The sequence below is a fragment of the Micromonospora sp. RB23 genome, assembly GCF_053585025.1.
On the sequence record NZ_CM132111.1, the window covers coordinates 448,201 to 472,784 of the forward strand.

26 protein-coding genes and 3 tRNA genes are annotated in these 24,584 nt (G+C 71.8%); 13 read left to right on the top strand and 16 right to left on the bottom strand.

What is annotated here, in order from left to right; translation table 11 throughout:
- Nucleotides 1–123 precede the first annotated feature (123 nt).
- Nucleotides 124–2,142: a hypothetical protein gene (locus ACTFTM_RS02010; RefSeq protein ID WP_449564178.1), complete on the bottom strand. Its 2,019-nt coding sequence runs from the start codon at nt 2,140–2,142 to the stop codon at nt 124–126.
- A 160-nt stretch (nt 2,143–2,302) separates the two neighbouring features.
- Here ACTFTM_RS02010 and ACTFTM_RS02015 point away from each other — a divergent pair, with 160 nt between their 5' ends.
- From ACTFTM_RS02015 to amcA, 5 genes are all read left to right on the top strand, one after another.
- The gene (locus tag ACTFTM_RS02015) at nt 2,303–2,656 is read left to right on the top strand and encodes a sterol carrier family protein (RefSeq protein ID WP_449564179.1); all 354 of its coding nucleotides are present in this window, start codon (nt 2,303–2,305) and stop codon (nt 2,654–2,656) included.
- Between the two features lie 167 nt (nt 2,657–2,823).
- Nucleotides 2,824–4,362, top strand: coding sequence for an amidophosphoribosyltransferase (gene purF / locus ACTFTM_RS02020; protein WP_433536467.1), 1,539 nt, complete (start codon nt 2,824–2,826; stop codon nt 4,360–4,362).
- A gap of 62 nt (nt 4,363–4,424) precedes the next feature.
- Nucleotides 4,425–5,579, top strand: a complete 1,155-nt coding sequence (gene purM, locus ACTFTM_RS02025) for a phosphoribosylformylglycinamidine cyclo-ligase (protein WP_449564180.1) — start codon at nt 4,425–4,427, stop codon at nt 5,577–5,579.
- A 126-nt stretch (nt 5,580–5,705) separates the two neighbouring features.
- Nucleotides 5,706–6,809 carry a cyclophane-forming radical SAM peptide maturase AmcB gene (gene amcB, locus ACTFTM_RS02030; RefSeq protein WP_449566511.1) on the top strand — a complete coding sequence of 368 codons (1,104 nt, stop codon included), beginning with the start codon at nt 5,706–5,708 and terminating at the stop codon, nt 6,807–6,809.
- Nucleotides 6,778–7,014 carry a multiple cyclophane-containing RiPP AmcA gene (gene amcA / locus ACTFTM_RS02035; protein ID WP_449564181.1) on the top strand — a complete coding sequence of 79 codons (237 nt, stop codon included), beginning with the start codon at nt 6,778–6,780 and terminating at the stop codon, nt 7,012–7,014. Before amcB ends, amcA begins: the two co-directional genes overlap by 32 nt.
- A 142-nt stretch (nt 7,015–7,156) precedes the next feature.
- On the opposite strand, the gene ACTFTM_RS02040 is transcribed toward amcA, so the two are convergent.
- The gene (locus ACTFTM_RS02040; protein WP_007454329.1) at nt 7,157–7,372 is read right to left on the bottom strand and encodes a DUF3073 domain-containing protein; all 216 of its coding nucleotides are present in this window, start codon (nt 7,370–7,372) and stop codon (nt 7,157–7,159) included.
- Nucleotides 7,373–7,675: 303 nt separating this feature from the next.
- Nucleotides 7,676–8,758 (bottom strand): Glu/Leu/Phe/Val family dehydrogenase, encoded by a 1,083-nt coding sequence (locus ACTFTM_RS02045; RefSeq protein WP_449564182.1) that lies wholly within the window; start codon nt 8,756–8,758, stop codon nt 7,676–7,678.
- 193 nt (nt 8,759–8,951) lie between these two features.
- Between ACTFTM_RS02045 and ACTFTM_RS02050 the strand changes: the two genes are divergently transcribed.
- Nucleotides 8,952–9,791 carry a hypothetical protein gene (locus ACTFTM_RS02050; RefSeq protein WP_449564183.1) on the top strand — a complete coding sequence of 280 codons (840 nt, stop codon included), beginning with the start codon at nt 8,952–8,954 and terminating at the stop codon, nt 9,789–9,791.
- Nucleotides 9,792–10,042: 251 nt separating this feature from the next.
- Complete coding sequence (locus tag ACTFTM_RS02055) at nt 10,043–10,252, top strand: BldC family transcriptional regulator (RefSeq protein ID WP_007073996.1); 210 nt, start codon at nt 10,043–10,045, stop codon at nt 10,250–10,252.
- 91 nt (nt 10,253–10,343) lie between these two features.
- Here ACTFTM_RS02055 and ACTFTM_RS02060 read toward each other — a convergent pair whose 3' ends face one another.
- A complete protein-coding gene (locus ACTFTM_RS02060; protein WP_449564184.1) occupies nt 10,344–10,739 on the bottom strand; it encodes a PPOX class F420-dependent oxidoreductase in 396 nt (131 codons plus the stop codon).
- Between the two features lie 53 nt (nt 10,740–10,792).
- On the opposite strand from ACTFTM_RS02060, the gene ACTFTM_RS02065 reads away from it, so the two are divergent.
- Nucleotides 10,793–11,572 carry a class I SAM-dependent methyltransferase gene (locus ACTFTM_RS02065; protein ID WP_449564185.1) on the top strand — a complete coding sequence of 260 codons (780 nt, stop codon included), beginning with the start codon at nt 10,793–10,795 and terminating at the stop codon, nt 11,570–11,572.
- 45 nt (nt 11,573–11,617) lie between these two features.
- Here the strand turns inward: ACTFTM_RS02065 and ACTFTM_RS02070 are convergent, their stop codons facing one another.
- The gene (locus ACTFTM_RS02070) at nt 11,618–11,908 is read right to left on the bottom strand and encodes a hypothetical protein (protein WP_433536473.1); all 291 of its coding nucleotides are present in this window, start codon (nt 11,906–11,908) and stop codon (nt 11,618–11,620) included.
- Nucleotides 11,909–12,085: 177 nt separating this feature from the next.
- Here ACTFTM_RS02070 and ACTFTM_RS02075 point away from each other — a divergent pair, with 177 nt between their 5' ends.
- A complete protein-coding gene (locus tag ACTFTM_RS02075; protein ID WP_449564186.1) occupies nt 12,086–12,943 on the top strand; it encodes a 3-hydroxyacyl-CoA dehydrogenase family protein in 858 nt (285 codons plus the stop codon).
- Nucleotides 12,940–13,683: an enoyl-CoA hydratase/isomerase family protein gene (locus ACTFTM_RS02080; RefSeq protein WP_449564187.1), complete on the top strand. Its 744-nt coding sequence runs from the start codon at nt 12,940–12,942 to the stop codon at nt 13,681–13,683. Before ACTFTM_RS02075 ends, ACTFTM_RS02080 begins: the two co-directional genes overlap by 4 nt.
- Nucleotides 13,684–13,750: 67 nt before the next feature.
- Here ACTFTM_RS02080 and ACTFTM_RS02085 read toward each other — a convergent pair whose 3' ends face one another.
- Nucleotides 13,751–15,094 carry an ABC transporter substrate-binding protein gene (locus tag ACTFTM_RS02085; protein WP_449564188.1) on the bottom strand — a complete coding sequence of 448 codons (1,344 nt, stop codon included), beginning with the start codon at nt 15,092–15,094 and terminating at the stop codon, nt 13,751–13,753.
- A 155-nt stretch (nt 15,095–15,249) separates the two neighbouring features.
- Here ACTFTM_RS02085 and ACTFTM_RS02090 point away from each other — a divergent pair, with 155 nt between their 5' ends.
- A complete protein-coding gene (locus tag ACTFTM_RS02090; RefSeq protein ID WP_449564189.1) occupies nt 15,250–15,639 on the top strand; it encodes a hypothetical protein in 390 nt (129 codons plus the stop codon).
- 41 nt (nt 15,640–15,680) lie between these two features.
- On the opposite strand, the gene ACTFTM_RS02095 is transcribed toward ACTFTM_RS02090, so the two are convergent.
- Entirely contained in the window at nt 15,681–16,130 is a 450-nt protein-coding gene (locus ACTFTM_RS02095) for a hypothetical protein (RefSeq protein WP_449564190.1), read from the bottom strand.
- A gap of 128 nt (nt 16,131–16,258) precedes the next feature.
- Here ACTFTM_RS02095 and ACTFTM_RS02100 point away from each other — a divergent pair, with 128 nt between their 5' ends.
- Nucleotides 16,259–16,963 carry a DUF2786 domain-containing protein gene (locus tag ACTFTM_RS02100; protein ID WP_449564191.1) on the top strand — a complete coding sequence of 235 codons (705 nt, stop codon included), beginning with the start codon at nt 16,259–16,261 and terminating at the stop codon, nt 16,961–16,963.
- A gap of 6 nt (nt 16,964–16,969) precedes the next feature.
- Here the strand turns inward: ACTFTM_RS02100 and ACTFTM_RS02105 are convergent, their stop codons facing one another.
- Nucleotides 16,970–17,491: an SRPBCC family protein gene (locus ACTFTM_RS02105; RefSeq protein ID WP_449564192.1), complete on the bottom strand. Its 522-nt coding sequence runs from the start codon at nt 17,489–17,491 to the stop codon at nt 16,970–16,972.
- Between the two features lie 165 nt (nt 17,492–17,656).
- On the opposite strand from ACTFTM_RS02105, the gene ACTFTM_RS02110 reads away from it, so the two are divergent.
- Nucleotides 17,657–18,772: a hypothetical protein gene (locus ACTFTM_RS02110; protein WP_449564193.1), complete on the top strand. Its 1,116-nt coding sequence runs from the start codon at nt 17,657–17,659 to the stop codon at nt 18,770–18,772.
- 183 nt (nt 18,773–18,955) lie between these two features.
- On the opposite strand, the gene ACTFTM_RS02115 is transcribed toward ACTFTM_RS02110, so the two are convergent.
- The 8 genes from ACTFTM_RS02115 to ACTFTM_RS02150 all read right to left on the bottom strand — a co-directional run bounded on the left by ACTFTM_RS02115 (nt 18,956) and on the right by ACTFTM_RS02150 (nt 24,534).
- Nucleotides 18,956–19,029 (bottom strand) — tRNA-Phe (locus ACTFTM_RS02115).
- 99 nt (nt 19,030–19,128) lie between these two features.
- A tRNA-Asp gene (locus ACTFTM_RS02120) sits at nt 19,129–19,202 on the bottom strand.
- A 31-nt stretch (nt 19,203–19,233) separates the two neighbouring features.
- Nucleotides 19,234–19,306 (bottom strand) — tRNA-Glu (locus ACTFTM_RS02125).
- A gap of 154 nt (nt 19,307–19,460) precedes the next feature.
- Entirely contained in the window at nt 19,461–20,255 is a 795-nt protein-coding gene (locus ACTFTM_RS02130; protein WP_449564194.1) for a polysaccharide deacetylase family protein, read from the bottom strand.
- 75 nt (nt 20,256–20,330) lie between these two features.
- Nucleotides 20,331–21,275, bottom strand: coding sequence for a MerR family transcriptional regulator (locus ACTFTM_RS02135; RefSeq protein ID WP_449564195.1), 945 nt, complete (start codon nt 21,273–21,275; stop codon nt 20,331–20,333).
- Entirely contained in the window at nt 21,265–21,885 is a 621-nt protein-coding gene (idi, locus tag ACTFTM_RS02140; RefSeq protein WP_449564196.1) for an isopentenyl-diphosphate Delta-isomerase, read from the bottom strand. Before idi ends, ACTFTM_RS02135 begins: the two co-directional genes overlap by 11 nt.
- Nucleotides 21,882–23,363, bottom strand: coding sequence for a phytoene desaturase family protein (gene crtI, locus ACTFTM_RS02145; protein WP_449564197.1), 1,482 nt, complete (start codon nt 23,361–23,363; stop codon nt 21,882–21,884). Before crtI ends, idi begins: the two co-directional genes overlap by 4 nt.
- 28 nt (nt 23,364–23,391) lie before the next feature.
- Complete coding sequence (locus tag ACTFTM_RS02150; RefSeq protein ID WP_449564198.1) at nt 23,392–24,534, bottom strand: polyprenyl synthetase family protein; 1,143 nt, start codon at nt 24,532–24,534, stop codon at nt 23,392–23,394.
- Nucleotides 24,535–24,584 lie beyond the last annotated feature (50 nt).

The following is a 24,584-nucleotide window of genomic DNA, read 5'->3' on the forward strand; positions in this document are numbered from 1 at the left end:
GCCCGCCCGCTCGGCGTGTCGCGTCGCTAACTTCATGATCGACGAGGTTGGGCCAGGGTGAGGTGACAGCGGAACGGCCGCCCGGAGAACCGGGCGGCCGTTCGTGGTGCGTGTCGGGGTGGGTCAGTCGTCCAGCCAGTCGAGGCGGCGACCGCCGCGCTCGGTGGGCGGGGGACCGTCCGGGCGGGCCCGGCCACCCTGCTCCTGCTGGCCGTAGCCGCCCTGGTCGTAGCCCCGGTCGTCGTAGCCGCCGCGTTGCTGCGGGGGCTCCTGGCCGTAGCCGCCCTGGTCGTACCCGCCACCGCTCTGGCCGTAGCCGCCCTGGTCGTAGCCCCGGTCGTCGTAGCCGCCGCGTTGCTGCGGGGGCTCCTGGCCGTAGCCGCCCTGGTCGTACCCGCCACCGGCCTGGCCGTAGCCGCCCTGGTCGTACGCGCTGGTCTGCTGGCCGTAGCCACCCGTCGGCTCCGCCCCACGACCGCCGCTGTACGGGGTGGTCGGGTCGGGCTGGCCGCCGTAGCCCTGGCCCTGCTCCGGCTGGTAGACGCCGGTGGCGTAGGGGTCGGCCGGTGCCGGGTACTGGGTGCTGTCGCCGGTGTACCGGCCGGTCGGCTCGTCGAAGCGCTCGCCGTAGCCGCCGGCCGCCCCACCGGCGGGAGCCGGCGGGTAGCCGCCCGCGCCGGCCGGCGCGGTGTAGTCACGGCTGCCGTAGCCGCCACCCGAGGAGGGCGCGCCACCGTAGCCACCATCCGGGGCGGCAGCGCCGCCGTAGCCGGGTGCGGCGCCGTAGCCGTCCGCGCCACCGCCGTAGCCGCCGTCGGGCGTCGCCGCCGTGCCGTAGCCGCCACCCGAGGCGGGTGCGTTGCCGTAGCCGCCGTAGCCGCCCTGGCCGGGCTGGTCGTCGTAGCCGGTCCCGCCCCAGCCCTGCTGGTCCGCCGCGCCGTAGGGCTGCGCTGGCGCGCCGTACGGGTCCGGCGGGACGTCGTCGACGACCGGGCGGTGCATCATGGTCGGCGCCTCGCTCAGCGCCGCGCCGCCGACCATGGTCGGGTCGGGGCCGCCACCGGCGCGGTTGACCACCCGCGTCTGGTCGTCGGCTCCGTGGAAGGCGCCACGGGCCGCCGGCACCGCGCCGCCGGCACCGGTCGCGCCGGCTGCCACTGGCTCGTCATCGTCGTCGCCGCTCTCGCGGCGCTTCATCCACAGCAGGACGATCGTGCCGACGCCGGCCGCGACGAGCAGGCCGCCCAGCAGAATGATCAGGTACGAGCCGAAGCCGCCGCCGTCGTCCTCCTTGCTGGCGTTCGTCGGGGCACCCGGGCTGGCCTCCTCGGAGGGCTGCTCCTCGGCACCCTCCTCGGTCGCCTCCTCGGTGGGGGTGGCGTCGGCGGTGGGCGACGGGGTGGCGCTCGGCGTCACCTCGACCTTGATCTCCAGGCTGATCCGCTGGCCGGTGATCGACTGCCCGGCGCTGGCGTTGAAGCTCTTGATCGCGTTGATGTTGTTCGCCGACGCGCCTACGTCGATCCGACCGGGTGTGATCGGGTTCTGGGTGCTGCCGGAGAAGCGGAAGTTTCCGCTGCCGTCGCTGATCGTGTCGTAGCGGTGGCCGCCCGTGTCTTGCAGGATCACGATCGCGTTCGGCACAGCGTCGCCGTTCGCCTTCACGACCACCTTGCCGGAGACCGACTTCACCGTCTGGTTCTGCGGCGGAGGCGGCGGTGCGGCCTTCCCCTTGACGGTCAGCGAGACGTTGGCGGTGTCCGGGCCCGAAGCGGCCTCGACCGCCACCGTGATGTTTGTGGTCGCGTCGCCGGCGTTGTCGTTGGCCGCGATCCGGACCAGCACCGACCCCTTCGGGCCGCCCAGGCCGCCGCCGGAGAGTTTGACATCGCCACAGCCGCTGGCGCAGGTGACGCCGGACGGCAGCCCGGAGAGACTGACCTTCGCCGATTCGTCGTTGTCGCCGCCGGTGATGCGCACGGTGATCGTTGCGTCGCTGCCGGCGTTCACGGTGACGGAGCCGGGGGAGACGTCGACCTCCGCGGCCATTGCCGGTGTGGCGGGGACGGCGAGCAGAGCGCCGGCAACCAGCGCTACGACCACACCGGCCCGCTGCTTCCAGGCACGTCGGTGTGTTGACACGTCCACCGCCTTCCGGGCTGACGTCCCTCGACCGGCGGGGCGCCGGGCCGGGGATCATCACGGTACGAATACGCCGTCGGCCACTATGCCTTGTCTCACTGGATCGGCGCGACCCAGGGCCAGCGTCAGGTGCTCCACCTGTGGGTCGTATCGTCCCGTCGTGTCCTCTCCGCACAGTAAGTCCACCGCCGTCGTGGCAGCTCTGTCGGCGCTCGACGAGGGGCGTACGCCCGAACGGCCGGTACTCCGGGAGGCGGTCCGGTCCTTGTTGGCCGTCCTCGCGGAGCGCGCCCCCGGCCGATCGGTGGAGGTGCGCGTCCCACCATACGGTGCGATCCAGTGCGTCCCCGGTCCTCGACACACCAGGGGAAACCCGCCGAACGTGATCGAGATGTCGCCGCAGACCTGGCTGGAACTCGCCACGGGCCGACTCGGGTGGGCCGACGCGGTCACCGATGGTCGTGTTCAGGTGAGCGGCATTCGGGCGGACATCTCGGCCTATCTGCCCCTCTAGCTGCGCCGATGTCCGGGTGATCGTCACTCAGAGCAGGGAAATCGTGACTATCTGTATTGACGTTGACTCGCGTACACTGTCAGGCGACGACAGTGGTCCCGGCCGAGAAGTGTGGATCCGCCCCGTGATCCCGCCAGGCCGGTCCAGACCAGCATGAGGGAGCGGTAGTGCCCCGAGGCGACGGCCGGCTGAGCCACGACCTTGACCCCCAACGACCTGGCCCCCAGGACGCCTGCGGCGTCTTCGGTGTGTGGGCCCCCGGCGAAGAGGTCGCGAATCTGACCTACTTCGGCCTCTACGCCCTGCAGCACCGCGGCCAGGAGGCGGCGGGCATCGCGGTCAGCGACGGCTCGGGCGTGGTGGTCTACAAGGATCTCGGCCTGGTGGCCCAGGTCTTCGACGAGCCCACGCTGGCCAGCCTGCGCGGCCACCTGGCGATCGGGCACGCCCGGTACTCCACGACCGGCGCGTCCAACTGGGAGAACGCCCAGCCGACCATCCGGTCGACCGATTCCGGCACGACCATCGCGCTGGCCCACAACGGCAACCTGGTCAACACCGCCGAGCTGGAGAAGGAGGTCGCCGAGCGCGGCCTTGTCGCGGACGGCTCGACCAACGACACCTCGCTGGTGACGATGCTGCTGGCCAGCCGCCCCGACCTGTCGGTCGAGGCCGCCGCGCTCGAGGTGCTGCCGCAGCTACGCGGGGCGTTCAGCTTCGTGTTCATGGACGAGTCGACGCTGTACGCGGCCCGCGACGCGCACGGCGTACGCCCGCTGGTGCTCGGCCGGCTGGAGCGTGGCTGGGTCGTCGCGAGCGAGACCGCCGCGCTGGACATCGTCGGCGCGAGCGTGGTCCGCGAGATCGAGCCCGGCGAGCTGATCGCGATCGACGAGGAGGGGCTGCGGTCGACCCGCTTCGCCGCGCCCGAGCCGAAGGGCTGCCTCTTCGAGTACGTCTACATCGCCCGCCCCGACGCGACCATCGCCGGGCGCAACGTGCACGCGGCGCGGGTGCAGATCGGCCGGCAGTTGGCCAAGGAGCACCCGGTCGAGGCCGACCTGGTCATCCCGGTGCCCGAGTCCGGCACCCCGGCCGCGATCGGTTACGCGGAGGCGTCCGGCATCACCTACGGCGCGGGCCTCATGAAGAACCCGTACGTGGGCCGTACCTTCATCCAGCCGTCGCAGACCCTGCGTCAGCTCGGCATCCGACTCAAGCTCAACCCCCTGCGACAGAACGTGCGTGGCAAGCGGCTGGTGGTCGTGGACGACTCGATCGTGCGCGGCAACACGCAGCGGGCCATCGTCCGGATGTTGCGCGAGGCGGGGGCGCTCGAGGTGCACGTCCGGATCTCCTCCCCGCCGGTCAGCTGGCCGTGCTTCTACGGCATCGACTTCGCCACCCGGGCGGAGCTGCTGGCCAACGGGTTGGACAACGACGGCATCCGGCGCTCCATCGGCGCCGACACGCTGGGTTACGTCTCGCTTCCCGGCCTGATCGCCGCGACCGAGCAGCCGAAGACCCGGTTGTGTCGGGCGTGTTTCGATGGGGAGTACCCGATCGAGCTGCCGGCCGGCAACCTGATCGGTAAGCACGTCCTCGAAGGGATGGGCCGCCGGGTCGCCACCGCGACGTCGGAGGCTCCGGAGAGCTTCGGCTCGCTCGTCGCCACCCCGGGTGGCGTGACCGCCAACCGCCCGTAGCACCAACCGGCGCGGCCCGGCCACCGCCGGCGCGGCACCGAGAACCACAAAAGGGGAGAACCGTGACGCACGTGTCCGAGCGCAACGGCGCAGGAAGCAGCCCGAACGGCGCTGGCAGCGACCACCAGCCGTGGACGGGCGGTGCCGGCCGCCAGCGGGGCAAGCGCTCCGTCTCGTACGCCGACGCCGGGGTCTCCATCGACGCGGGCGACCGCGCGGTCGAGCTGCTGAAGTCGAAGGTGCGCGAGACCCGGCGCCCCGAGGTGCTGGGCGACCTCGGCGGCTTCGCCGGCCTGTTCCGGCTGGACACGAAGAAGTACAAGAACCCGATCCTGGCGTCCTCGACCGACGGTGTGGGCACCAAACTGGTCATCGCCCAGCAGATGGACATCCACGACACGGTCGGCATCGACCTGGTCGCGATGGTCGTCGACGACCTGGTGGCCTGCGGCGCCGAGCCGCTGTTCCTGCTCGACTACATCGCCACCGGCGAGGTCGTCCCGGACAAGGTGGCCGAGATCGGCGCGGGCATCGCCGACGGCTGCCGGTACGCGGGCTGCGCCCTGCTGGGCGGGGAGACCGCCGAGCACCCCGGTGTGCTCCGCCCGGATGAGTACGACATCTCCGCGACCGGCGTCGGTGTGGTCGAGGAGGCCGACATCCTCAGCCCGGAGCGCGTCGAGGTGGGTGACGTCGTCATCGCCATGCGCTCCTCCGGCCTGCACTCGAACGGCTACTCCCTCGTCCGGCACGTGCTGCTCGGTGCCGCCCGGATGCGGCTGGACATCGTGATCGACGACTTCGGCCGGCAGCGGACCCTCGGCGAGGAGCTGCTGACCCCCACCAAGATCTACGCCAAGGACTGCCTCAAGCTGATCGAGGAGGCCGAGGTGCGGGCGCTGTCGCACATCACCGGCGGCGGCATCCCCGGCAACCTGGTACGGGTGCTCCCCGAGCACGTGGACGCGGTGGTCAACCGGTCCACCTGGAAGCCGCAGCCGATCTTCGACCTGATCCAGTCGAAGGGCCGGATCGACGACCAGGACATGGAGTCGACGTTCAACATGGGCGTCGGCATGTTCGCGATCGTCTCGGCCGAGGACGCCGACCGCGCCCTGGCCACCCTGACCGGCCGTGGGGTCGAGGCCTGGCAGGCGGGCGAGATCATCGAGGGCACCGGCAACGTGCAGATGGTGGGCCAGCACACCCGCGGGTGATCACGCTCCGGTGACCGTACGGGTACCTGATCAGGGCTTCACCCGAGTGGCCAGCGCCGCCTAGCCTGAAAGGCTCGGGCTGGGCGGAGGAGGGTGATGGCTGCTGGAGAACCGACGTTCAGCGGGATGCGCGGCCTGGCCGCGGTCCCGTCGTACGTCGTCATGCAGCCCACCACCCTCTGCAATCTCGACTGCGCGTACTGCTACCTGCCGTTCCGGGCCGTGGATCGGCGCATGTCGGTGCCGGTCGCCGAGGCGGTGGCGGCGGCGGTCAACCCGTGGGCGGCCTCCGGACGCTTCTCGGTCGTGTGGCACGGTGGAGAGCCACTGGCGGCCGGCCGGGAACATCTGGCTGCCCTGATCGCGCCCTTCGGGCCCGAGGTCGAACACCACGTGCAGACGAACGCCACGTTGATCGACGACGAGTGGTGCGAGTTCTTCGCCCGCCACGAGATGCGCGTGAGCGTGAGCGTGGACGGGCCGCGCGAGCGCAACGGTGACCGGGTCAACCGTGGCGGTCAGCCGGCGTACGACCGGATCCTGCGCGGTGTCGCCGCGCTGCGCCGGCACGACCTGCCCTTCTCGGCGCTGGCCGTGGTGTCGCGGCCGGTGCCGGGCCTCGCCGCGGAGCTGTACGACTACTTCCTCAACCTGGGCTGCGATGTGCTGGGCATCAACATCGAGGAGACCGAAGGGGTCAACACGCGCGACAACAGCCACGACCCGGCGGCGGTGACCACGTTCTGGGCCGAGCTGGTGACGGCCTGGCGGCGGGCGCCCCGGATCCACCTGCGCGAGGTCGAGTGGTCGCTGCGGTACGCGGCGGCCGTCCTCGACGGCACGGCGGACGGTGTGCTGCCCCGCCGGCTGGACCCGATACCGACCATCGGGCACGACGGCTCGGTGACGGTGCTCTCCCCGGAACTGGCGGGCTTCACCGACCCGCACTACGGCGACTTCAGCAGTGGGAACGTGCTGACCACCCCGCTGGCCCGGATCCTGGCCGGCGCCGGCTCGACTCCGTGGGTCGGCGAGTTCCTCACGGGGGTGGAAGCGTGTCGGGCGTCCTGCCCGTACTTCGGCTTCTGTGGTGGCGGCCACGCCGCCAACCGATTCTTCGAACTGGGGCGTTTTGACGGTACGGAGACCGAGCACTGCCGCAACAGCAAGATCCGCCTATTGGAGGGAGTGTTGGAGCATGCCCGAGACCACCAGTCACCGGCGGCCTGAGCGCGAAGCGGACGTTGCCCCGGACGATGTCACCGAACGCGTGCGGGAGGCCGCCCCCGGGCTCGTCGCGCTGTTGCAGGAGGCCGCGGACGCGCGGCGGCTGCGGGCAGAGGTGCCGGGCGGAGATGGCGCCAGCGCGGTCTGCGCCTGGAACCACTTCGAGAACATCCCGACCTTCTACAACTGGAACAACCGGCCGCGCTAGGGCGGCCGTGATCAGGGGCCTGTCGGTCGGTCGGAGTGATCCCCGGCCAGGGCAGGCCCCTGATGATCGGCACCGATCTCGCTCCCGAAGGACACATGCGTGAGCACGCGGGGGTTACCGCGTGCTCAGCTACGTCGAGAGGTCAGCGGGTCGGACGGACCCAGGGATCCGGGTCGTCGTCCGCATGATTCTCATCATCGTCGTCGACGAACTCTTTTGAGTCGTCGTCGAAGTGGTGCTCAGACTTACCAGCACCCGCCAGTTCGCGCTGCAAGGCGGTGAGGTCGGTGTTCGGGGAGTGGTACTTCAACTCCCGGGCCACCTTCGTCTGCTTGGCCTTAGCACGGCCGCGCCCCATGGCTCGACCCCCTCGCACAGAATGCGGGGCAGCCCGAAGGCGGGCCCCGATGACGTCAGGCATCTCTCGTGGCTCTTACGGTACATGGGGATGCCATCGTTCGGCACCTCGGGTTACCGTCAGCCGGCTCTGCGCGTCGCGGCGATCCGGCCGTCACCCAGTGTACCTGGTAAGGAGCGGAACGGAGAGCACCCGTGACACCGGGCAAAACACGCCAAACGTGACCCGGGGCTCAGCTTACCGAGTCGGGGCGGGAAGCGGAGGCCCGGAGGCGGATCCCGGTCGATCCGCCTCCGGGGTGGGTCAGCGCAGGTGGATCGTGCGCAGCCGACCGACCTCGGCCATCCGCCGCTCGGCCAGCCGGTCCGCAGCGACCGCGGGCGGAACACCCTCGGCGTCCGCCAGGCGCAGGATCTCCCGCGTGGTGTCGTAGATCCGGGTGGCCCGCAGCTTCGCCCGGTCGAAGTTGAAGCCCTCGATCTCGTCGGCCACCTGGATCACGCCGCCGGCGTTGACCACGTAGTCGGGCGTGTAGAGGATGCCCCGGTCGGCCAGCAGCTTCTCGATCCCCGGGTGCGCGAGCTGGTTGTTCGCCGCGCCGGTCACCACCTTGGCCCGCAGCGCCGGAACGGTGTCGTCGTTCAGCGCGCCGCCCAGCGCGCAGGGGGCGTACACGTCGATGTCCGCCGCGACCAGGGCGCTCGCGTCGTCGACCAGGGTGACCTGCGGGTGGTTGGCGCGTACCCAGGCCAGGGCCTTCGGGTTGACGTCCGTGGCGACGACCTCGGCGCCGTCGTCCAGCAGGTGACCGGTCAGGTACTTGCCGACCTTGCCCAGGCCCGCCACGCCGACGCGGCGGCCCCGCAGGCTCGGCGTGCCCCAGACGTGCTCGGCAGCGGCCCGCATCCCCTGGAACACCCCCCAGGCGGTGAGGATCGACGAGTCGCCGGCACCGCCGTGCTCCACGCTGCGGCCGGTCACGTAGCGGGTCTCGCGGGCGATGATGTCCATGTCGGGCACGTAGGTGCCGACGTCGCAGGCGGTGTAGTAGCGGCCCGCCAACGACTCCACGAAGCGGCCGTACGCGCGCAGCAGCGCCTCGCTCTTGATCTGCTCCGGGTCGCCCCAGATGACGGCCTTGCCACCGCCCAGGTCCAGCCCGGCGAGCGCGTTCTTGTACGCCATCCCACGGGACAGGTCGAGCACGTCGGCGAGGGCGTCGTCCTCGTTGGCGTACGGGTAGAAGCGGGTGCCGCCGAGCGCGGGCCCCAGCGCGGTGGAGTAGATCCCGATGATCGCCTTGAGACCGCTCTGCTTGTCCTGGCAGAAGACGACCTGCTCGTGACCGGTCGATACCGGATCGTCGGTGCTCGCGAATACGCCCATGACTGGCTCCTACGTGGTGTGCGTTCCTTGTGGGACGCGGACCTGGTGGACCCCGGCGGGGATGCTGCCGGTGTGATCGAGCCTAGTATCGGCGGCCGTACGAGCGCCTGACGCGCCGCCGCCGTCCCACGGTGCGGCGCGCGCGGCCCGACCGCTGGCCGCGCGGGGGTGCGGTTCGTGGGAGGATCGCGCGGTGCCGTCGCTCTTCGCTTCTTACCTGCGCGTGTACGAGCCGCTGACCGCCTTCGACCGGGACCGGCAGAGTTACTGGCGTCGCTACGTCTCGGAGGGGCGGGCGGTCGCCCCGGTCGAGGGGCCCGGCCGCCAGCGGACGGCGGTGATCGAGGCGCTGGGCGCGGGCTGGACCCGCCTACCCGACCTGCCCGAGGAGGCGTACGTCCTGGAGACGGACGAGAGCCTGCTGGTCTGCCCCTGGAACCTGCGCATCCGGGTCGCTGAGGCGGCGCTCAACGCCCGGGACGGGGTGCCTCCGGTGCTTGCCGACGCCTTCGTGCCGCCGGTGCTCGCCGGGCAGGCCCGGGCGGTCGTCGACGACTGGCGCAGCGGCGCGCGGGTCCTGGAGCACGGGGTGCCCCGGGTGCACGAGCAGATCGCCACCTGGGGCGTACCCCTGCGGTGGTTCGTGCTCTTCGACCCGACGGAGCGGGACCACGTCACCCAGCCGGGCCGGCGGGCGCTGCGCTACCGGACCGAGATCTCCAAGGCTCGTCGGCGTTCGTCCCGGGCGTTGTCGGTGCTGCGCAAGTCGGTGGGCGAGGCCCCGATCACCGAGGCGGTCCAGGAGGCCGCCCGCTGGCTGGAGGAGTTCCACCCCCGCTCGGTGGTGGAGCTGGACTACGGCGGCCTTGTCGACCTGCTCTCCGACGAGACTCTTGCCGCGGACGACTCGCCGGAGCTGGTCGCCGGCGGCCTCGCGGGCCTGTCGCGCGGGGAGGCGGACGAGGCGTCGGCCGCGTACGACAAGTTGGTGGCCCGCTGGCGTGCTGTGCAGCTGCTAGAACGGTGCAACTGAGGCAAATCGCCCCTAGGAGCGCTCCCAAGGCGAGGGTGTCTCGTAGTTGACGCATCACGAACCGTGATCATGAGTCCGAATAAGGTACTTTCTGCCGTGTAAAAGTCGTAAAAATCGGGCATGGTTCATCCGTCCGTCTAGGGACCTTCATCCGTTCGGCCCATGTCGGACATCGGGGACTAGCCGGACCATGGGAGACGCGTCGGCCGGCGGGACCCCGGCCGATGTCTATACATGTGGAGGAGTGACCGATGGCATCGCGAACGCACGAACCAGAGCCGCTGCTCACACCGGCCGAGGTGGCGTCGATGTTCCGTGTCGACCCGAAGACGGTGACCCGGTGGGCGAAGGCCGGCAAGCTCAGCGCCATCCGCACCCTGGGTGGCCACCGTCGATACCGCGAGTCGGAGGTCAGGGCGCTGCTACAGGGCCAGATCCCGCAGCAGCGGCAGGGCGACTGACCCGATAGAGGTTTCCGGGAAAGGGCGGTGGATTTCGGTCCGCCGCCCTTTTTCATGTCCGCACGGCGTGCCCGCCTCCACCGGCGGCGCGTCAGTCCGCGTCGTCGGGGCCGGTCAACGTCAACCTGATGCCCACCGTGCCGCCCTCACCGCGACGCAACCGGCTGCCCAGCAGGCTCAACCGACCGATCACGCGGTACTTGTGCTTGAGCAGGTCGCGGACCCGAGGAGTGTCGCGGCCGCCGTAGAGCGTCGCGTGGGCGGGCACCTCCGCGCCGTGCGGCCGACCCCGCACGTCGCACGGCGCCACGGTCACCTCGCCGTTGTTCCGGATCCGCTTGACCTTCCCCGAGTCGGCCCGGGTCCACACCGCCAACGCGTCCCCGTCGCGGACCGCCCAGACCGGGGTCGGCACTGCCCGGCCGTCCTTGCGGAAGGTCGTGAGCAGGATGTACTTCTCGGCCGACAGCCGGTCCAGCGTGGTCACGCCGCCAGGATAGGCCGCTGCGGGCCACTGAGCGGCCAGATAGCGTGAACGGCGTGACGGGGGAACCGCTAATCGGTGACGTGGTCGGCGAACTGCTGCGGGACGCGCTCGCCGTGGCGACCGGGGTCGGCCCCCGGCCGATGATCGGCGGTCGGCTGCCCCGACCGGTCATCGAGATCATCGAACGGGACGACGGTCTGATCAACGGCGCTCCGGCCGCCCACTACCTCGACGGGCCAGCCGACTGGCAGCCGTACGACCACCGGGCCGTCGACCGGGCCCGGGGCGAGACGTTGGACGTCGGTACCGGGGCCGGTCGGATCGCGCTGCTGCTCCAGGAGCGCGGCGTACCCGTCACCGGTCTCGACACGTCGGCGGGGGCGCTCGACGTGAGCCGGCGTCGGGGCGTACGGCGGCTGGTGCACGGGACGGTGGACACGCACGTGGCCGACGGCCGGCGCTACGACACGTTCCTGCTGCTCGGCAACAACCTCGGGCTGTTCGAGGGGCGCGAGCGGGCCCCGGTGTTCCTCGCCGCGCTCGCCGCGCTCGCCCGACCCGGGGCGCAGATCATCGCGCACGGCACCAACCCGTACGGCACCCGCGACCCCGTGCACACCGGCTACCACGAGCGCAACCGGCGCCGGGGACGGCTCGGTGGCCAGCTCCGCCTCCGGCTGCGCTACCGGGAACTGGGCACCGAATGGTTCGACTACCTGGTCTGCTCGCCCGACGAGTTCGCCGAGCTCGTGCACGGCAGCGGCTGGCGGTTGACCGATGTGGACGACCGCGACGCCCCGTACTACCTGGCCACCCTGCGCCTCGCCGGCTGAGCGACGGCTCCTGCGTCACGTGGGGCGCAGGAGCCGTCGTACGGCTCAGACCTGAACGGTCGGGGGCAGCGGCTCGGGCGGGAGGCCGCCATCGCCGTCGACGACCTCGTCGGGGGTGCCGTCCTCGTCGAGGTCGACCATGGTGATGTCCACCTTGCCGTCCCCATCGGTGTCGAACTGGAACAGGTCGGCCTTGCCGTCGCCGTCGGTGTCCACCACCCACACGTCGGTCTTGCCGTCGTTGTTGGTGTCGGCGCGCAGCAGGTCGACCCGATCATCGCCCCGGGTCTCCACGGTCTCGGAGTCGGTCGTGACGCTCTCCGGTGCCTGGCTCATCTCGATGCGGTCCTTCCCTTGAGTTGACGGGCCGTACGTACCCGATCCCGCGCTCCCCCACGCATGGGCGGGGGCCCGGGCTGTCTAGGGTCGCACCATGAGCGAGCGCAGCGGGCCGAGCACCCGGGCCGGCGTGGCGGAGACCCCGCGCGCCACCGGGACGGACAGGGAGGCGTGATGAACGATCGTTTCGTGGTCGTCGGTGCGGGCACGATGGGGCTCGGCATCGCGTACGTGGCGGCCGGCGCCGGCCACGCCGTCGAGCTGGTCGAGGTGGACGCCCAGCGGGGCGCGACCGCTCTGACCCGGCTCGCCGACCTGTGGGAGCGCGCGGTACAGCGCGGCAAGTTGAGCGCCGACGAGGCCGCCGCGCACCGGGAACGGGTGATCCTGCGGCCGAGCCTCGCCGAGGTCGCCCCGGCCCCGCAGGTGATCGTGGAAGCGGTGCCCGAGCGGCTGGACCTGAAGCGGTCGGTGCTGCGTGACGCCGGCGCCCTGGACCCGGCCCTGCTCGGCAGCAACACGTCCAGCATCGCCATCGGCGAGTTGGCCGCGGCTCTGGACGCCCCCGAGCGCTTCCTCGGCCTGCACTTCTTCAACCCGGTCTGGGCGATGACGCTGCTGGAGATCGTGGTCGGCCCGGCCACCGCCGGGGAGACCACCACCGCGGCCGTCGCGCTCGCCGGCCGGTTGGGCAAGGACCCCGTCGTCGTACGCGACATGCCGGGCTTCGCGACCTCCCGCCTCGGGGTCACCCTCGGGCTGGAGGCGATCCGGATGGTCGCCGACCAGGTGGCCAGCCCGGCCGACATCGACAAGGCGATGGTGCTCGGCTACCGGCATCCCATCGGGCCGCTGGAACTCACCGACCTCGTCGGCCTGGACGTGCGCCTCGACATCGCCCGTACCCTCCAGGCCGCGTACGGGGACCGCTTCGCGCCACCGGAACTGCTGGTGGAGATGGTTGCCGCCGGACGGCTGGGCAAGAAGTCCGGGCACGGCTTCTACCGCTGGGAAGGTGGCGTCAAGCAATGAGTGGCCTGCGGATCGAGGAGCGGCCGGACCGGCTCGTGGTGACGCTGGCCCGGCCGGAGAAGCGCAACGCCATCGACGCCGACCTGATCGCCGAGCTGCACGAGGTCTGCGCCGAGTTGGAGGCCCGTCCCCGGCTGCTGCTGTTGACCGGCGGCGCGGAGGGCATCTTCGCCGGTGGCGCCGACATCGGTCAGCTCCGCGAGCGGGGTCGCACGGACGCTCTGGCCGCGATCAACTCGGCGGCCTTCGCGCGGATCAGGGCACTGCCCATGCCGAGCGTGGCCGCCGTGGACGGGCCGGCGCTGGGCGGCGGCGCGGAACTGGCGTACGCCTGCGATCTTCGGGTGTGCACGGCCCGGGCGGTGTTCGGCCAGCCGGAGGTGCGGTTGGGCATTCTGGCCGGCGCGGGCGCGACCCACCGACTGCCCGCCCTCGTCGGCGAAGGCCGGGCGAAGGAGCTGCTGTTCACCGGACGTCGGGTGGACGCGGCGGAGGCCCTGCGGATCGGTCTGGTCAACCGGGTGGTGGACGAGCCCGGGGAGCTGCTGGCGACGGCGCACGGGCTGTTGGACGAGATGGCCCAGGCCGCACCCCTGGCGTTGCGGCTCACCAAACTGGCCGTCGACGCGCCCGCCGCCGCGCACCCACAGCTCGACCTGGTGAGTCAGGCGGTGCTCTTCGAGGACGAGGAGAAGCACCGCCGCATGACCGAGTTCCTGGAACGCCGCCGGACCCGCTGACGCGGCCAACGGAAACGGCCGCACCGACTGTCGAGCCGGTGCGGCCGTCGTCGTCCGTGGGTGGTGCTCAGTGCCGGATCTGCACCCCGCTGTCGGCGAGTGCCCGGATCACCTGGGCCGACTCACTGAAACCGATGATCAGGACGGCGTCCGCGCCGAACGCCTTGATCTCCTTCGCGCCGCCGGAGAAGTCCACCGGCGGAGCCTTGGCGTCGGCCGGCGGGTCGTACGTGAGCAGCTTGAGTCGGTCACCGGGGATGCCGGCCTTCTCCAGCTCGTCACGGACGGTGGCCTGCAGACCCTCGCCGTAGGAGTCCTTACGGGCGACGATGACGATCTTCTGCGACCCGTCGCGCAGGACCACGTCGGCCAGCGCCCGGCCCTGGAGGCTGTCCGGCGGGGCGGTACGGAAGTAGAGACCCTTGTCCTCGACGTCGGTCAGGCTGGCGTCGGTGTTCGACGGGGAAAAGAGGATCTTCCCGGCCTTGACCACGTCCGGCAGCACCTCCCGGGAGATGCCCGAGGCGCCCGCGCCGATGATGATGCTGACCCCGTCCGCCACGTGCTTGGCGACGGTCGCCTTGGCCACCGCGGGGCTGGTGCCGTCGTCGCCGTCCTTCCACGTCACCGGCTTGCCCAACGCGCCGCCGGCGGCGTTGATCTCCTTGATGGCCAGTGCCGCGCCGGCCGCCATCGGCGGGTACGCGATCGCCAGGTCGCCGGTCTTCGGCAGCAGGCCACCCACGATCAGCGGCTTCTGGTCGTCGGCGTCACCGGCCCGTGGCTTCTTGCCCTTCGGCGGGGTCTTGGTGCTCGCCGCCGACTCGGCGCCCGCGCCGACGAACTCGGTCTTGCCGTCGTTGAGCTGCTGGCCGTCGAAGGTCAGCGTGGCGTAGCTCGCGGTGGCCGGCTCACCCTTGTCGGTGAAGCCGGCGCGGGTCAGCGAGACGCTGCGGTATTCGATGTCCTGCCCGGCGCGGGCCAGCGTGAGGCAACTGGCCGGGTCCTCGCAGCGCTGACCGTTGTTGGTCACGCCGACGATCTGCTTGGCGATGGCGGCCGGGTCGGTGCTGCCGGCCATCTGGGCGGCGAGCACGCCGATCACGACGGCGTCGTACGTCTCGGCGGAGTAGAGGTAGTCCGTCAGTGCCGGATTCACGGACCGTAGCCGGCTCTTGAAGTCGTCGGGCAGCGGAGTGAGTGGCGTGGTCCCCTTCATTCCATCGACGAGGTCGGCGCGCTCCTTCAACTCCGCTGGATAGGAGTTGAGCATGTTGCCGTCCGTGCCGTAGAGGCGCACCTGTTGGGCGCTTCCCTCGGTGGCCTTGTCATCCCCGCAAGCGCTTGTGGCGAGCAGGATCGTCGCGCAGGCAGCCAGTGTGGCTACCCGCGAGCGGCGTGATACGAGCATGGTCGTCCTTCCTCCGGCGAAGGTCCGCTGCGCACATTAGCGTGCCGAGGCCGGCCGCGGGACCGTGGAGGTGGCGTAATGCGCAGGTCGCTCGCGTTGAGTACGCAGAGTGACGGAAACACGGTGGCTTGACCCCCCGTCCTACTGTGCGCTGGGTGACGGACCTACCACAGCAGACGTTCGACGACGCGACCGCCGTGCTCCATTCGGCGCTGGCCGGGGACGGGGACGCCGTGACGGGTGCGTTCGACGCCGTCGTCGACCGGGCCGGCCTGTCCGGGGCGTACGGGGTGGCCTGGTGCCTGGCCGCGACGATGGTCGGCGACGCGCCGCCGGGCAGCGGATGCGCGCTGGACTTCCCGGACATCGAGCAGGCGGACTACGACACCCGCTGGGTGGCCCGCTTCGTGAGCGCCTACGCCAACCGGGACGTACCGACCGGAGAGGCGCTGTTCGGTGCGGCGGCGGCCGACGGGCTGCTCTCCGACTGCCTGCTCACACTCGCCGGTTCGACGATCGCCACCCTGCGCAGCCGCGCCGGCTGAACGCGGCACCCGCTTCGGGTGCCGCGTCCGCGCGGGCCCGTTCAGAAGGCGTGGTACGCGACCAGCGGCTCGTACTCGTAGCGCAGGTTCTCGAAGCGGACCCGGAAGTTGACCCCGTCCCGGACGTTCGTGGCGACGGTGGTCCAGCCGGAATTGGCCGGCAGGTAGGTCCAGTAGTTGCAGTTGCCGGTCTTGTCGATGAAGATCACGCAGGCTTCGGTGGCGTACGCGCTGGTGTTGCGGACGTTGATGTCGCGGCACCGGCTTGTCGTGCGGTACGGCCCGGCCTGGCCGCCGTACCCGCCGGTCTGGAAGAACGAGCGGACCGCGCCGCCGTAGCACGTGGCGAGCGGGGCGAAGAGGTTCGGCCCCGAGGTGAAGTCGGTGGAGTCGGCGCCCGGGCTGACGGTGGCGGCGCTGGCGGGTGCGCCGGTGGCGAGCAGCGCGGCGACGGTGGCGACGGCGAGCAGGCGAGCGGTCGGGGATGACATGCAGGCGGCCTCCGGAAACAGTTAACTGACTGTCCGTATTGGACGGACGAGCTGACCGTGACGATGATACTGATCGATCAATAGCGGCGTGATCCCGGATCGTCGGTCGGGTGTGATAGCTCTGGGGCATGTCCGAGGCCATGCTCAGCAAGGTGCGCAAGCTGCTCGCCCAGGCCGAGGACCCGGCCTGCACGCCCGCCGAGTCGGCGGCGTTCACCGCCAAGGCGACCGAGCTGATCGCCCGCTACGGCGTCGACAGGGCGCTGCTGGCGGTCCGCGACCCGACCACCGACCCGGTCGGCGACCGCGTGCTCGACATCGTCGCCCCGTACGCGCGGGACAAGGTCGGCCTGCTCGCGGCGGTCGCCGAACCGCTGCGCTGCCGCTGCGTCCGGCGCAAGCAGGGCAACGGGTTCGTCGCCCACCTGTTCGGCTTCGCCAGCGACCTCGAACGCGTGGACCTGCTATTCACCTCACTGCTCGTACAGGCCGCACACGGGCTGGCGGCCACGGCGGTGCCGGCGGACGACCATCCGGCCGCCTTCCGGCGGTCCTGGCTCGCCGGCTTCGCAGAGGTCATCGGGGGTCGGCTCTGGGCGGCCGAGTCGGCGGCGGCCAGCGAGTCGGGCGCCACGTCGATGGCGTTGGTGCTGGCCGACCGTTCCGACCAGGTGCAGCGGCGGCTCACCGAGGAGTACCCGCGACTGCGTACCGCCCCGGCCCGTCGGCTCGGCGGCACGGGCTTCGGCTCCGGCGCCGAGGCGGGCAGCCGCGCGCACCTGGGCGGCCGCAACCTGGACACCGGCCGGGTGGGTCGACAGCTCGACCGGTGACGCCGCTCAGGCGGTGTGCTGGCCGCGCGACACCGTGGCGAGATAGCGGGTCAGCAACTCGTGCCAGCCCGCCGTGAGGGCCTTGCGATAGCCCTCGGCCGCCTCGCCGTGCCGGTCGAAGTGCCGGTGCTCCAGCTCGACCCGGGTCCGTTCGGGCCCGTCGGCCAGGAACAGCACCTCGACCTCACTCGCCTTCGCCGGGTCCGGCACCGGTACCCGGTCCGGCCCGAGCTGCCAGGCGAAGACCAGCCGTCGAGGCGGATCCCACGTGAGCACCCGGCCCCAGTCGGCGCGGAAGCCGTACGGGCCGATCTCGTAGAGCATGCCGCCGGCCCGCGGCTCCATACCCAGCTCGGCCAGAGCTTCCGGCCCGGACCAGGTGTACTCGGTGACCCACCACTCGGTCAGCTCGTCCGTGAACACGGCGAACGCCCGCTCGGCGGAACCGGGGACGAGGAGGCTGCACCGTAAGGAGAACCGCTCAAGGTCCTGCCGAATGTCGGCCGGATCAGCCATCCCCTGTCCCATAGGCCCGGACCATACCGGCTGATGCCCGGGTGTGCAGCTTCGTATGGTGCCCTGTTCCAGACAGTGGGTTGCCGAGCCGTTACGCACGGGATGCCCCGCCGGAAAGCGGGTAACCGCGCCGGACGGCCCCGGACGACCGGGTCCCGTACGGGCGGAGCGGAGAGCATGAGCGAGAACGCGCAGCAGCGAAGGCCGGACCGGGACGTCGACACCGGAGACCCGGACGTCCTCCTGGACATCCCGAAGGTCTCGGTCGACTCGATCCGGCTGGTCGTGGACGGGCTGGACGCCGACATCTCGCTCCGTGCCCGGCTGGCCAACCTGCTCCAACTCGACGCCGGCGTACGGGTCCACCTGCACGGCGTCGAACTGGACATCGACGGGGTGCACGCCGAGGCGCAGCTACGGGTACGGCTGGAGCAGTTGGTGACACTCCTGGGCCGCGCGCTCGACACCATCGACAACAACCCGCAGGTCATCGAATCCCTCTCCCGGGCGGGCAGCGGCGCGCTCGACGACGTGAACCGCAGTAGCGAGCAGTTGGCGGCCGGCGCCGCCGAGATCACCGCCCGCGCGCAGCACGGCAACGTCCGCGACGAACTGGCCCGGCAGGCGGGTGTGCCAGGCGGGGCCGGCGACCAGACGCGGGTACGACCGGCCCGCCCGGTGAGTCCGTCGGCCGGTCCGCCCGTTCCGACCCCCGCTCCGGGCCCGCTCGGCGCTCCTACCGGTGGCCAAGGTGGCAGGGGGCAGCCCGGCGGTGGTCCGTCCGGCGGTGGTCCGGCTGGGGGCGACCAAGGCGGTGGTCCGGCTGGGGCCGGTCGGGCTGGTGGCGGCCCGGCGGGGCGCGGCGAGGGCGGCCAGGGTGATCGGGCTCAGGGCGGCCAAGCCGGTGGTGGCCAAGCCGGTGGTGGCCAAGCCGGTGGTGGGCTGGCCGGTGGTGGGCCCTCCGGTGGCGGGCCGACTGGTGGTGGGGCGCAGGGCGGCGGCCAGCACGGTGGTGGCCAAGCCGGTGGTGGGCCCTCCGGTGGCGGGCCGACTGGTGGTGGAGCGCAGGGCGGCGGCCAGCACGGCGGTGGCCCGCCGGGTGCCGGCCAGCACGGCGGAGGTGGCGGGCAGGTTGGCGGTGGTGTCGCCGGCGGGGCGCAGGCGGCGGCGCAGAGCGCGGCGCAGCTCGCCGAGCAGGCGAGCGAGAGCATCCGGCAGGCCGGGCGCAGCGTGTGGGAGGCGATCCAGGGTGGGATCGCCCAGCACCGCCACCAGGGCCACCGGGACCAGTGACCACCGCCCAGCGCGCCCGACTCGGTTGATCGACTCGGCTTCGGCGATATCGCGGTATCCCGGTCGCTGCGATACCCCGACTTCGCCGAAAGCGAGTCGATCAACGCGGACAGGGCGTACGAAGCAAGATCCCCACCTGCGTATTCGCTGGTGGGGACCTCTGTAGCCCGGCGAAAGGCTATGTGGCCAGGGGCGGGGTCGAACCGCCGACCTTCCGATTTTCAGTCGGACGCTCGTACCAACTGAGCTACCTGGCCGTATTGCTCGGCTCATGCTACCCGCCAGCAGATCGAACTGCTGACAGGATCACACGCTCCGATACGCAGAACGCCGCGCGATGCGCGGCGTCAGCGCTGCGGTCCTGACGGGACTTGAACCCGCGACCTCCGCCTTGACAGGGCGGCGAGCACTCCAACTGCTCCACAGGACCTAGCTTGTGTTGCTCCGGCTTGCGCCGGTCGTGCCCCCAACGGGATTCGAACCCGTGCTACCGCCTTGAAAGGGCGGCGTCCTGGGCCGCTAGACGATGAGGGCGGCCCCGCCATCATTGCACATTCGCAACTTCAAGCGGACTTGCTCCCATCCGGCCCCGCCGGAGGCTTGGAAAGCATACGTGATGCCTGGCCGGTCGACAAAACCGGTATGGCCGAGGTCGTCGCGGGCCGTGAAACCGCAGGTCAGGGCTCATCTACTTGAGCCGGGTGATGCCGTAGCGGTGCTTCAGGTCGGCGATCAGGTGGGGGCAGGCGGCGAGCGTCGCGGCCCGGTTTCCGCCCCCGTCGTGCAGCAGGACGATGGAACCGGGACGTGCCGCGTTGTGGACCCGCTTGGCGATCGTGGCGGCGGTCGGCTTGTCCCAGTCCTGCGGGTCGACGGCCCAGTGCAGCGGGAGCATGCCGAGTTCCTTGGCCACGGTCAGAACCTCGGGTGTCCACCGACCACCAGGTTGGCGGTAGAAGCGCACCGGCGTGCCCGGGGCGGCCGTCTGGATGGCCTTGTTGGTGCGGGACAGGTCGGCCTTGATGTCGGCCACCGGCCGGCGGGCGAGGTCCAGGTCGTGGCGCCAACTGTGGTTGCACAGTTGGTGGCCCTCCCGGACGATCCGCCGGATCAGCTCCGGGTGCCGCTTGGCCTCGAGGCCCACCACGCAGAAGGTGGCGGTGACGTGGGCCGCCTTCAGTTGGTCGAGCACCTTCGGTGTCCAGGCCGGGCTGGGACCGTCGTCGAAGGTCAACGCCACGGGGCGTACGCCGGTGTTGCGCCGCAGCCCGGTCGGGAGCTTCGCCGGCAGCGGTCGCAGCGGCGGCTTCGTGGGCTTGGCGTGGGTGACGCTCGGCGAGGGGGTGGGTTTCGGTGTGGGTCCGACGGTCGACTCGACGGGCTGCGGCGGCCCGGCGACGTGGATGGCAGTGTCTGGCTGAGCGCAACCGGACAAGACCAGCACCACGGCGAGGACGGACGCCAGGGCGGCGCGGGCTTGCATCTGTTCGCTCCCGGAGGGTCGGGGTGGGCGGACCTCTCGACGGTAGTGGAAGCGATCGGGGAGCCGACAGGTCGGTCAGGCCTCTCGCGACTGGTCCAGCGAGTCGCGGACCGCCACCGCCAGTGAGACCGCCTCGGCCAGGTCGACCGGCCGGACCACTCCGGCGGGTAGCCCGTCGGCCCGCCAGCCCGGGCCGGCGGCGAGGATGAGCAGCGGGCGACGGGGGGCGGCGAGCAGCGCGCTGAGCTGAGCCGGGTCGGCGGTGGCCCGGGTGTGTGACCAGAGCACCACGGCGGCCGGTCCGGTCCGGTTGACCGCCTCGACGAGGGCGGCCACCGGCACGCGGGCGCCCAGCATCCGGTAGCCCACCCCGGCCTCGGCGAGCGCGGCGGCAAGTGCTTCCAGGGGGAGGGTGTGCTGCTCCTCGTCGGCGCAGGAGAGCAGGATCCGGGCGGGGCCGGCGGGCGCGTTGGCCCGGCTGGCCGCGGCGAACGCCTCCGACACGCACCGGGAGACCAGGTGTTCCACCTCGATGAGACCGGAGGTGGCGACGTGCCGTTCACCGATGCCGGCGAGCACGGGCCGCAGCAGGGTCTCCCAGGTGGCGACGATCCCGCTGGCGGCGATCGTGTGCGCGATCGTCTCGTTGATCGCCGCTGCGTCCAGGCGCATGGCGGCGCGGGCCAGGCCCCGGGCCGCCGGGCCGGCACGGCCCACCCCGATGGCGCCGCCCCCGTCGCGGTTCGCCGGTCGGATCCGGCCCCGGGCGGCCGCGTCCAGGGGCGTGCGGTCCGGCGCCTGGCGCGCCCATCGAGCCGCCTCGGCGGGGCTGACGCCCTCGGCGGTCAACCGCCGCATGGTTTCGAGGCGGGCCAGGTCGGCCGGTGTGTACCGGCGGTGGTGGCCGGGCACGTGCTCGCTGGGCCCGAGCCCGTACCGCTGGTGCCAGGTGCGCAGCGTGGTGACCGCGACCCCCAGCCGGCGCGCGACGGCGCCCGCGCTCAACGCCTCATCGGCCACCCGACCGCTCCGCCGCGTCGTCCGCCGGCGATCCGGGCGGGGTCATGGTGGCGCCGGGGGCGTCCGACGGGGACCCCGAGGGGCGCAGCAGCCGGTTCACCACCCCGCCCAGCCAGGGCGCGTACGACCGGGGGTCCTGGTCGAGGTCGGTCTCCAGGGCGGCCGGGTCGGCCCAGCGCAGCTCGGCCACCTCGTCCGGGTCGGGCCGCAGTGGCGCGGCGGGCAGGAAGTCGCCGCGCAGCACGTGGTCGTACTCGAACTCGACCCGGCCGGTGCTGGGGTCCTCGGCGTAGTAGACGTAGACGCCCACCTCGGTCAGCTCGACCGGACCGGTGCCCAGCTCCTCGCGCAGTCGTCGGTTGGCCGCCTCGGTGAGCGACTCGCCCGGCTTCGGGTGGCCGCAGCAGGAGTTCGCCCACCGCAGCGGGAACCGGGTCTTGACCGCGGCGCGTCGTTGCAGCAGCACCTGGCCGTCGGGGTCGACGAGCATCACCGAGAACGCCCGGTGCAGTTGCCCCGGCGGTTGGTGGGCGGCGGCGACGGTCGTGTCGCCGTGGGCTCGCCCGGCGTCGTCGACCAGCTCGACGAGATGGTCCTCGCGGCTGCTCATCGTCCCTCTCCCGTGATCCGGCCGGCGGCCAGCTTGCCAGAGATCAACACCATCGGCACACCCACGCCGGGTTGGGTGCCGGAGCCGACGAAGACGACATTCGACAGGTGGCGGTGCAGGTTCGACGGGCGGAACGGTCCGGTCTGGAAGAGGGTGTGCGCGGCGGCGAACGGCGTGCCGGCGGCCATGCCCTGCTCGGCCCACTCGGCGGGGGTGATCGCCTGCAACACCTCCACCCCGGCGCCGAACCCGACGTAGCCACGCTCCTCGAGCGTCGAGATGAGCTGGTCGCCGTAGCGCTGGGTCAGGTCGCCGCGCCACTCGAAGGGCGCCCGGTCGAGGTTCGGCACGGGCGCGAGCACGTAGTAGGTGTGCCGATCGGGCGGGGCCACCGACGGGTCGGTACGGCTGGGGTTGGTGACCAGCAGCGACGGATCGGTCATCAGCTCGCCCCTGCGGATGACCTCATCGAAGGTGCCCTTCCACGCGCGTCCGAAGTGGATGTTGTGGTGGGCGATCTTCGCATAGCCCTGCCGCGAGCCGACGTGCAGGACGACGCAGGACGGCGAGTAGGTGAGGCGTCGGGCGGGCGCGGCGGGGAGCAGGTCACGGTAGGCGACCGGTAGGTCCGGGTTGAGCACCACCACGTCCGCCGGCACCAGCTCGCCGTCGGCGGTCAGCACGCCGGTGGCCCGGCCGTTCGCGGTCTCCACCCGGGTCACCGTGGTGTCGTACCGGATCTGCACGCCGTGCTTCTCGGCCGCGCCGGCCATCGCCCGGGAGACCGCGTGGATGCCGCCGCGGGGGAAGTAGACCCCGGCAACCGAGTCGAGGTACGCGATGACCGCGTAGATGGCCAGCGCGTCGTGCGGGGCGAGCCCGGCGTACATCGCCTGGAAGGAGAAGATCCGCTGGGTACGCGGGTCCCGGAAGAACTGGTTGATCTTGGTCTGGAGGCGGCGGAAGGCCCCGCCGGTGAGCAGCTTGAGCAGGTTGCCGGTGAGCAGGTCGGTCGGCATGTCCAGGTTGCGCTCGATGAAGTCGGCCCGCTCCAGCCGCCACAGCTCGCGCGCGTAGTCGACGAAGCGCAGGTAGCCGTCGGCCTCACGGGGACCGCAGACCCGGGAGATCTCGGCCGCCATCCGGGTGGTGTCGGTGCGTACGTCGAGGGTCGACCCGTCCGGGTAGTACGCCCGGTACGCCGGGTCCAGCGGAGTCAGGTCGAGCCAGTCGCGCAGTTCCTCGCCGACGGCCCCGAGCGCCTCGGCGATGAGGTCGGGCATGGTGAGCACGGTCGGGCCGGTGTCGAACTCGTAGCCGTCGACCGCGAGCCGCCCGGCCCGCCCGCCCGGGAACGACTCGCGCTCCAGCACCGTCACCTGCCGGCCGCTGCCGGCGAGGTGCAGCGCGCAGGCGAGCCCGCCCAGCCCGGCGCCCACGACCACCACCCGGTCCGTCCGTCCTGTCACCGTCCGCACGTGACCACCTCCTCGAGATACTCGGTCATCAGGCCCGCCGACTGGTGGCAGCGGTGGCCAGCCCGGTCAGCGCGGTACGCGCCGTCCGGTCCACGGGTGCGCTGTCGAGCGCGGCCAGGGCGTCGCCCACCCGCTCGGCGATCATCCGCTCCACCCGGGCCACCGCGCCGGTCTCGGCGACCACCTCGGCGAGCCGTTCCACGGGTTCGCCGTCGGTCTGCTCCAGCGCCCGGAGCTGGCCCGGCGTCGCCAGTTGGCGGGCCAGCATGAGCAGCGTGGTGGGCTTGCCGACGCGCAGGTCGTCACCGGCCGGCTTGCCGGTCGACGCCGGATCGCCGAAGACGCCGAGCAGGTCGTCCCGGAGCTGGAACGCCTCCCCGACGGCCAGGCCGTAGCGGGTGTACGCGGTGACCAGCGCGGCGTCGGCCGTCACCCCGGCCAGGCTGGCGCCGAAGAGCAGCGGTCGCTGCACGGTGTAGCTGGCGGTCTTGTAGCGCGCCACGCGCAGCGCCCGGTCGACCGACCAGCTGTCCGGGTCGTTCTCGCCGAGCACGTCCAGGTACTGCCCGGCGACCGTCTCGACCCGCATCTGGTCGTAGCAACGGCGGACCTCGAACAGCCGGGCCGGCGTGATGGTGGCGCGCGCGAGCAGCTTGTCGGCCCAGACCATGCAGAGGTCACCGATGAGCACGGCGGCGGCTTCGCCGAACCGGTCGGGGTCGCCCCGGTGGCCGGCGGCGACGTGCTGGGCGGCGAGCGCGACGTGTGCGGTCGGCCGGCCGCGACGGGTGGTGGAGGCGTCCATCACGTCGTCGTGGACCAGCGCGAAGGTGTGCAGCAGTTCGAGGGCGGCCAGCGCGGGTAGGACCGCGGGCAGCGGTTCGTCGCCGCCGACGGCCCCGCGCCAGCCCCAGTAGCCGAACGTGGACCGGATCCGCTTCCCCCCGGACAGCACGGCCGCGCGTGCGGTGGACGCGAATCCGCCCATGGCTGCGTCGATCTCGGTGAGGGCGTCGACCTCGGCGGTGAGGAAGGTGGACAGGGTCTCGTCGACCGCTGTGATCAGGTCCTGGGTGTAAGCGGCCAGGACAGCGCGGACCGGGTCGTCCCGCTCGCCTGGCTCCGCTGGTGCCACACGTATCGCGTTGCCCGCAACTGCGTCGTTGGCCATGTGGGCGAGCGTACCCTAGGGTACGAGTTGCGTCGATTGGTGCGTCGATA

Coding starts and splice junctions, on each gene's coding strand:
- amcB (WP_449566511.1), top strand. CDS start 5,706: ATGCGCGGCCTGGCCGCGGTCCCGTCGTACGTCGTCATGCAGCCCACC.
- amcA (WP_449564181.1), top strand. CDS start 6,778: ATGCCCGAGACCACCAGTCACCGGCGGCCTGAGCGCGAAGCGGACGTT.
- ACTFTM_RS02040 (WP_007454329.1), bottom strand. CDS start 7,372: ATGGGGCGCGGCCGTGCTAAGGCCAAGCAGACGAAGGTGGCCCGGGAG.
- ACTFTM_RS02045 (WP_449564182.1), bottom strand. CDS start 8,758: ATGGGCGTATTCGCGAGCACCGACGATCCGGTATCGACCGGTCACGAG.
- ACTFTM_RS02055 (WP_007073996.1), top strand. CDS start 10,043: ATGGCATCGCGAACGCACGAACCAGAGCCGCTGCTCACACCGGCCGAG.
- ACTFTM_RS02070 (WP_433536473.1), bottom strand. CDS start 11,908: ATGAGCCAGGCACCGGAGAGCGTCACGACCGACTCCGAGACCGTGGAG.
- ACTFTM_RS02075 (WP_449564186.1), top strand. CDS start 12,086: ATGAACGATCGTTTCGTGGTCGTCGGTGCGGGCACGATGGGGCTCGGC.
- ACTFTM_RS02080 (WP_449564187.1), top strand. CDS start 12,940: ATGAGTGGCCTGCGGATCGAGGAGCGGCCGGACCGGCTCGTGGTGACG.
- ACTFTM_RS02085 (WP_449564188.1), bottom strand. CDS start 15,094: ATGCTCGTATCACGCCGCTCGCGGGTAGCCACACTGGCTGCCTGCGCG.
- ACTFTM_RS02095 (WP_449564190.1), bottom strand. CDS start 16,130: ATGTCATCCCCGACCGCTCGCCTGCTCGCCGTCGCCACCGTCGCCGCG.
- ACTFTM_RS02100 (WP_449564191.1), top strand. CDS start 16,259: ATGTCCGAGGCCATGCTCAGCAAGGTGCGCAAGCTGCTCGCCCAGGCC.
- ACTFTM_RS02105 (WP_449564192.1), bottom strand. CDS start 17,491: ATGGGACAGGGGATGGCTGATCCGGCCGACATTCGGCAGGACCTTGAG.
- ACTFTM_RS02110 (WP_449564193.1), top strand. CDS start 17,657: ATGAGCGAGAACGCGCAGCAGCGAAGGCCGGACCGGGACGTCGACACC.
- ACTFTM_RS02130 (WP_449564194.1), bottom strand. CDS start 20,255: ATGCAAGCCCGCGCCGCCCTGGCGTCCGTCCTCGCCGTGGTGCTGGTC.
- idi (WP_449564196.1), bottom strand. CDS start 21,885: ATGAGCAGCCGCGAGGACCATCTCGTCGAGCTGGTCGACGACGCCGGG.
- ACTFTM_RS02150 (WP_449564198.1), bottom strand. CDS start 24,534: ATGGCCAACGACGCAGTTGCGGGCAACGCGATACGTGTGGCACCAGCG.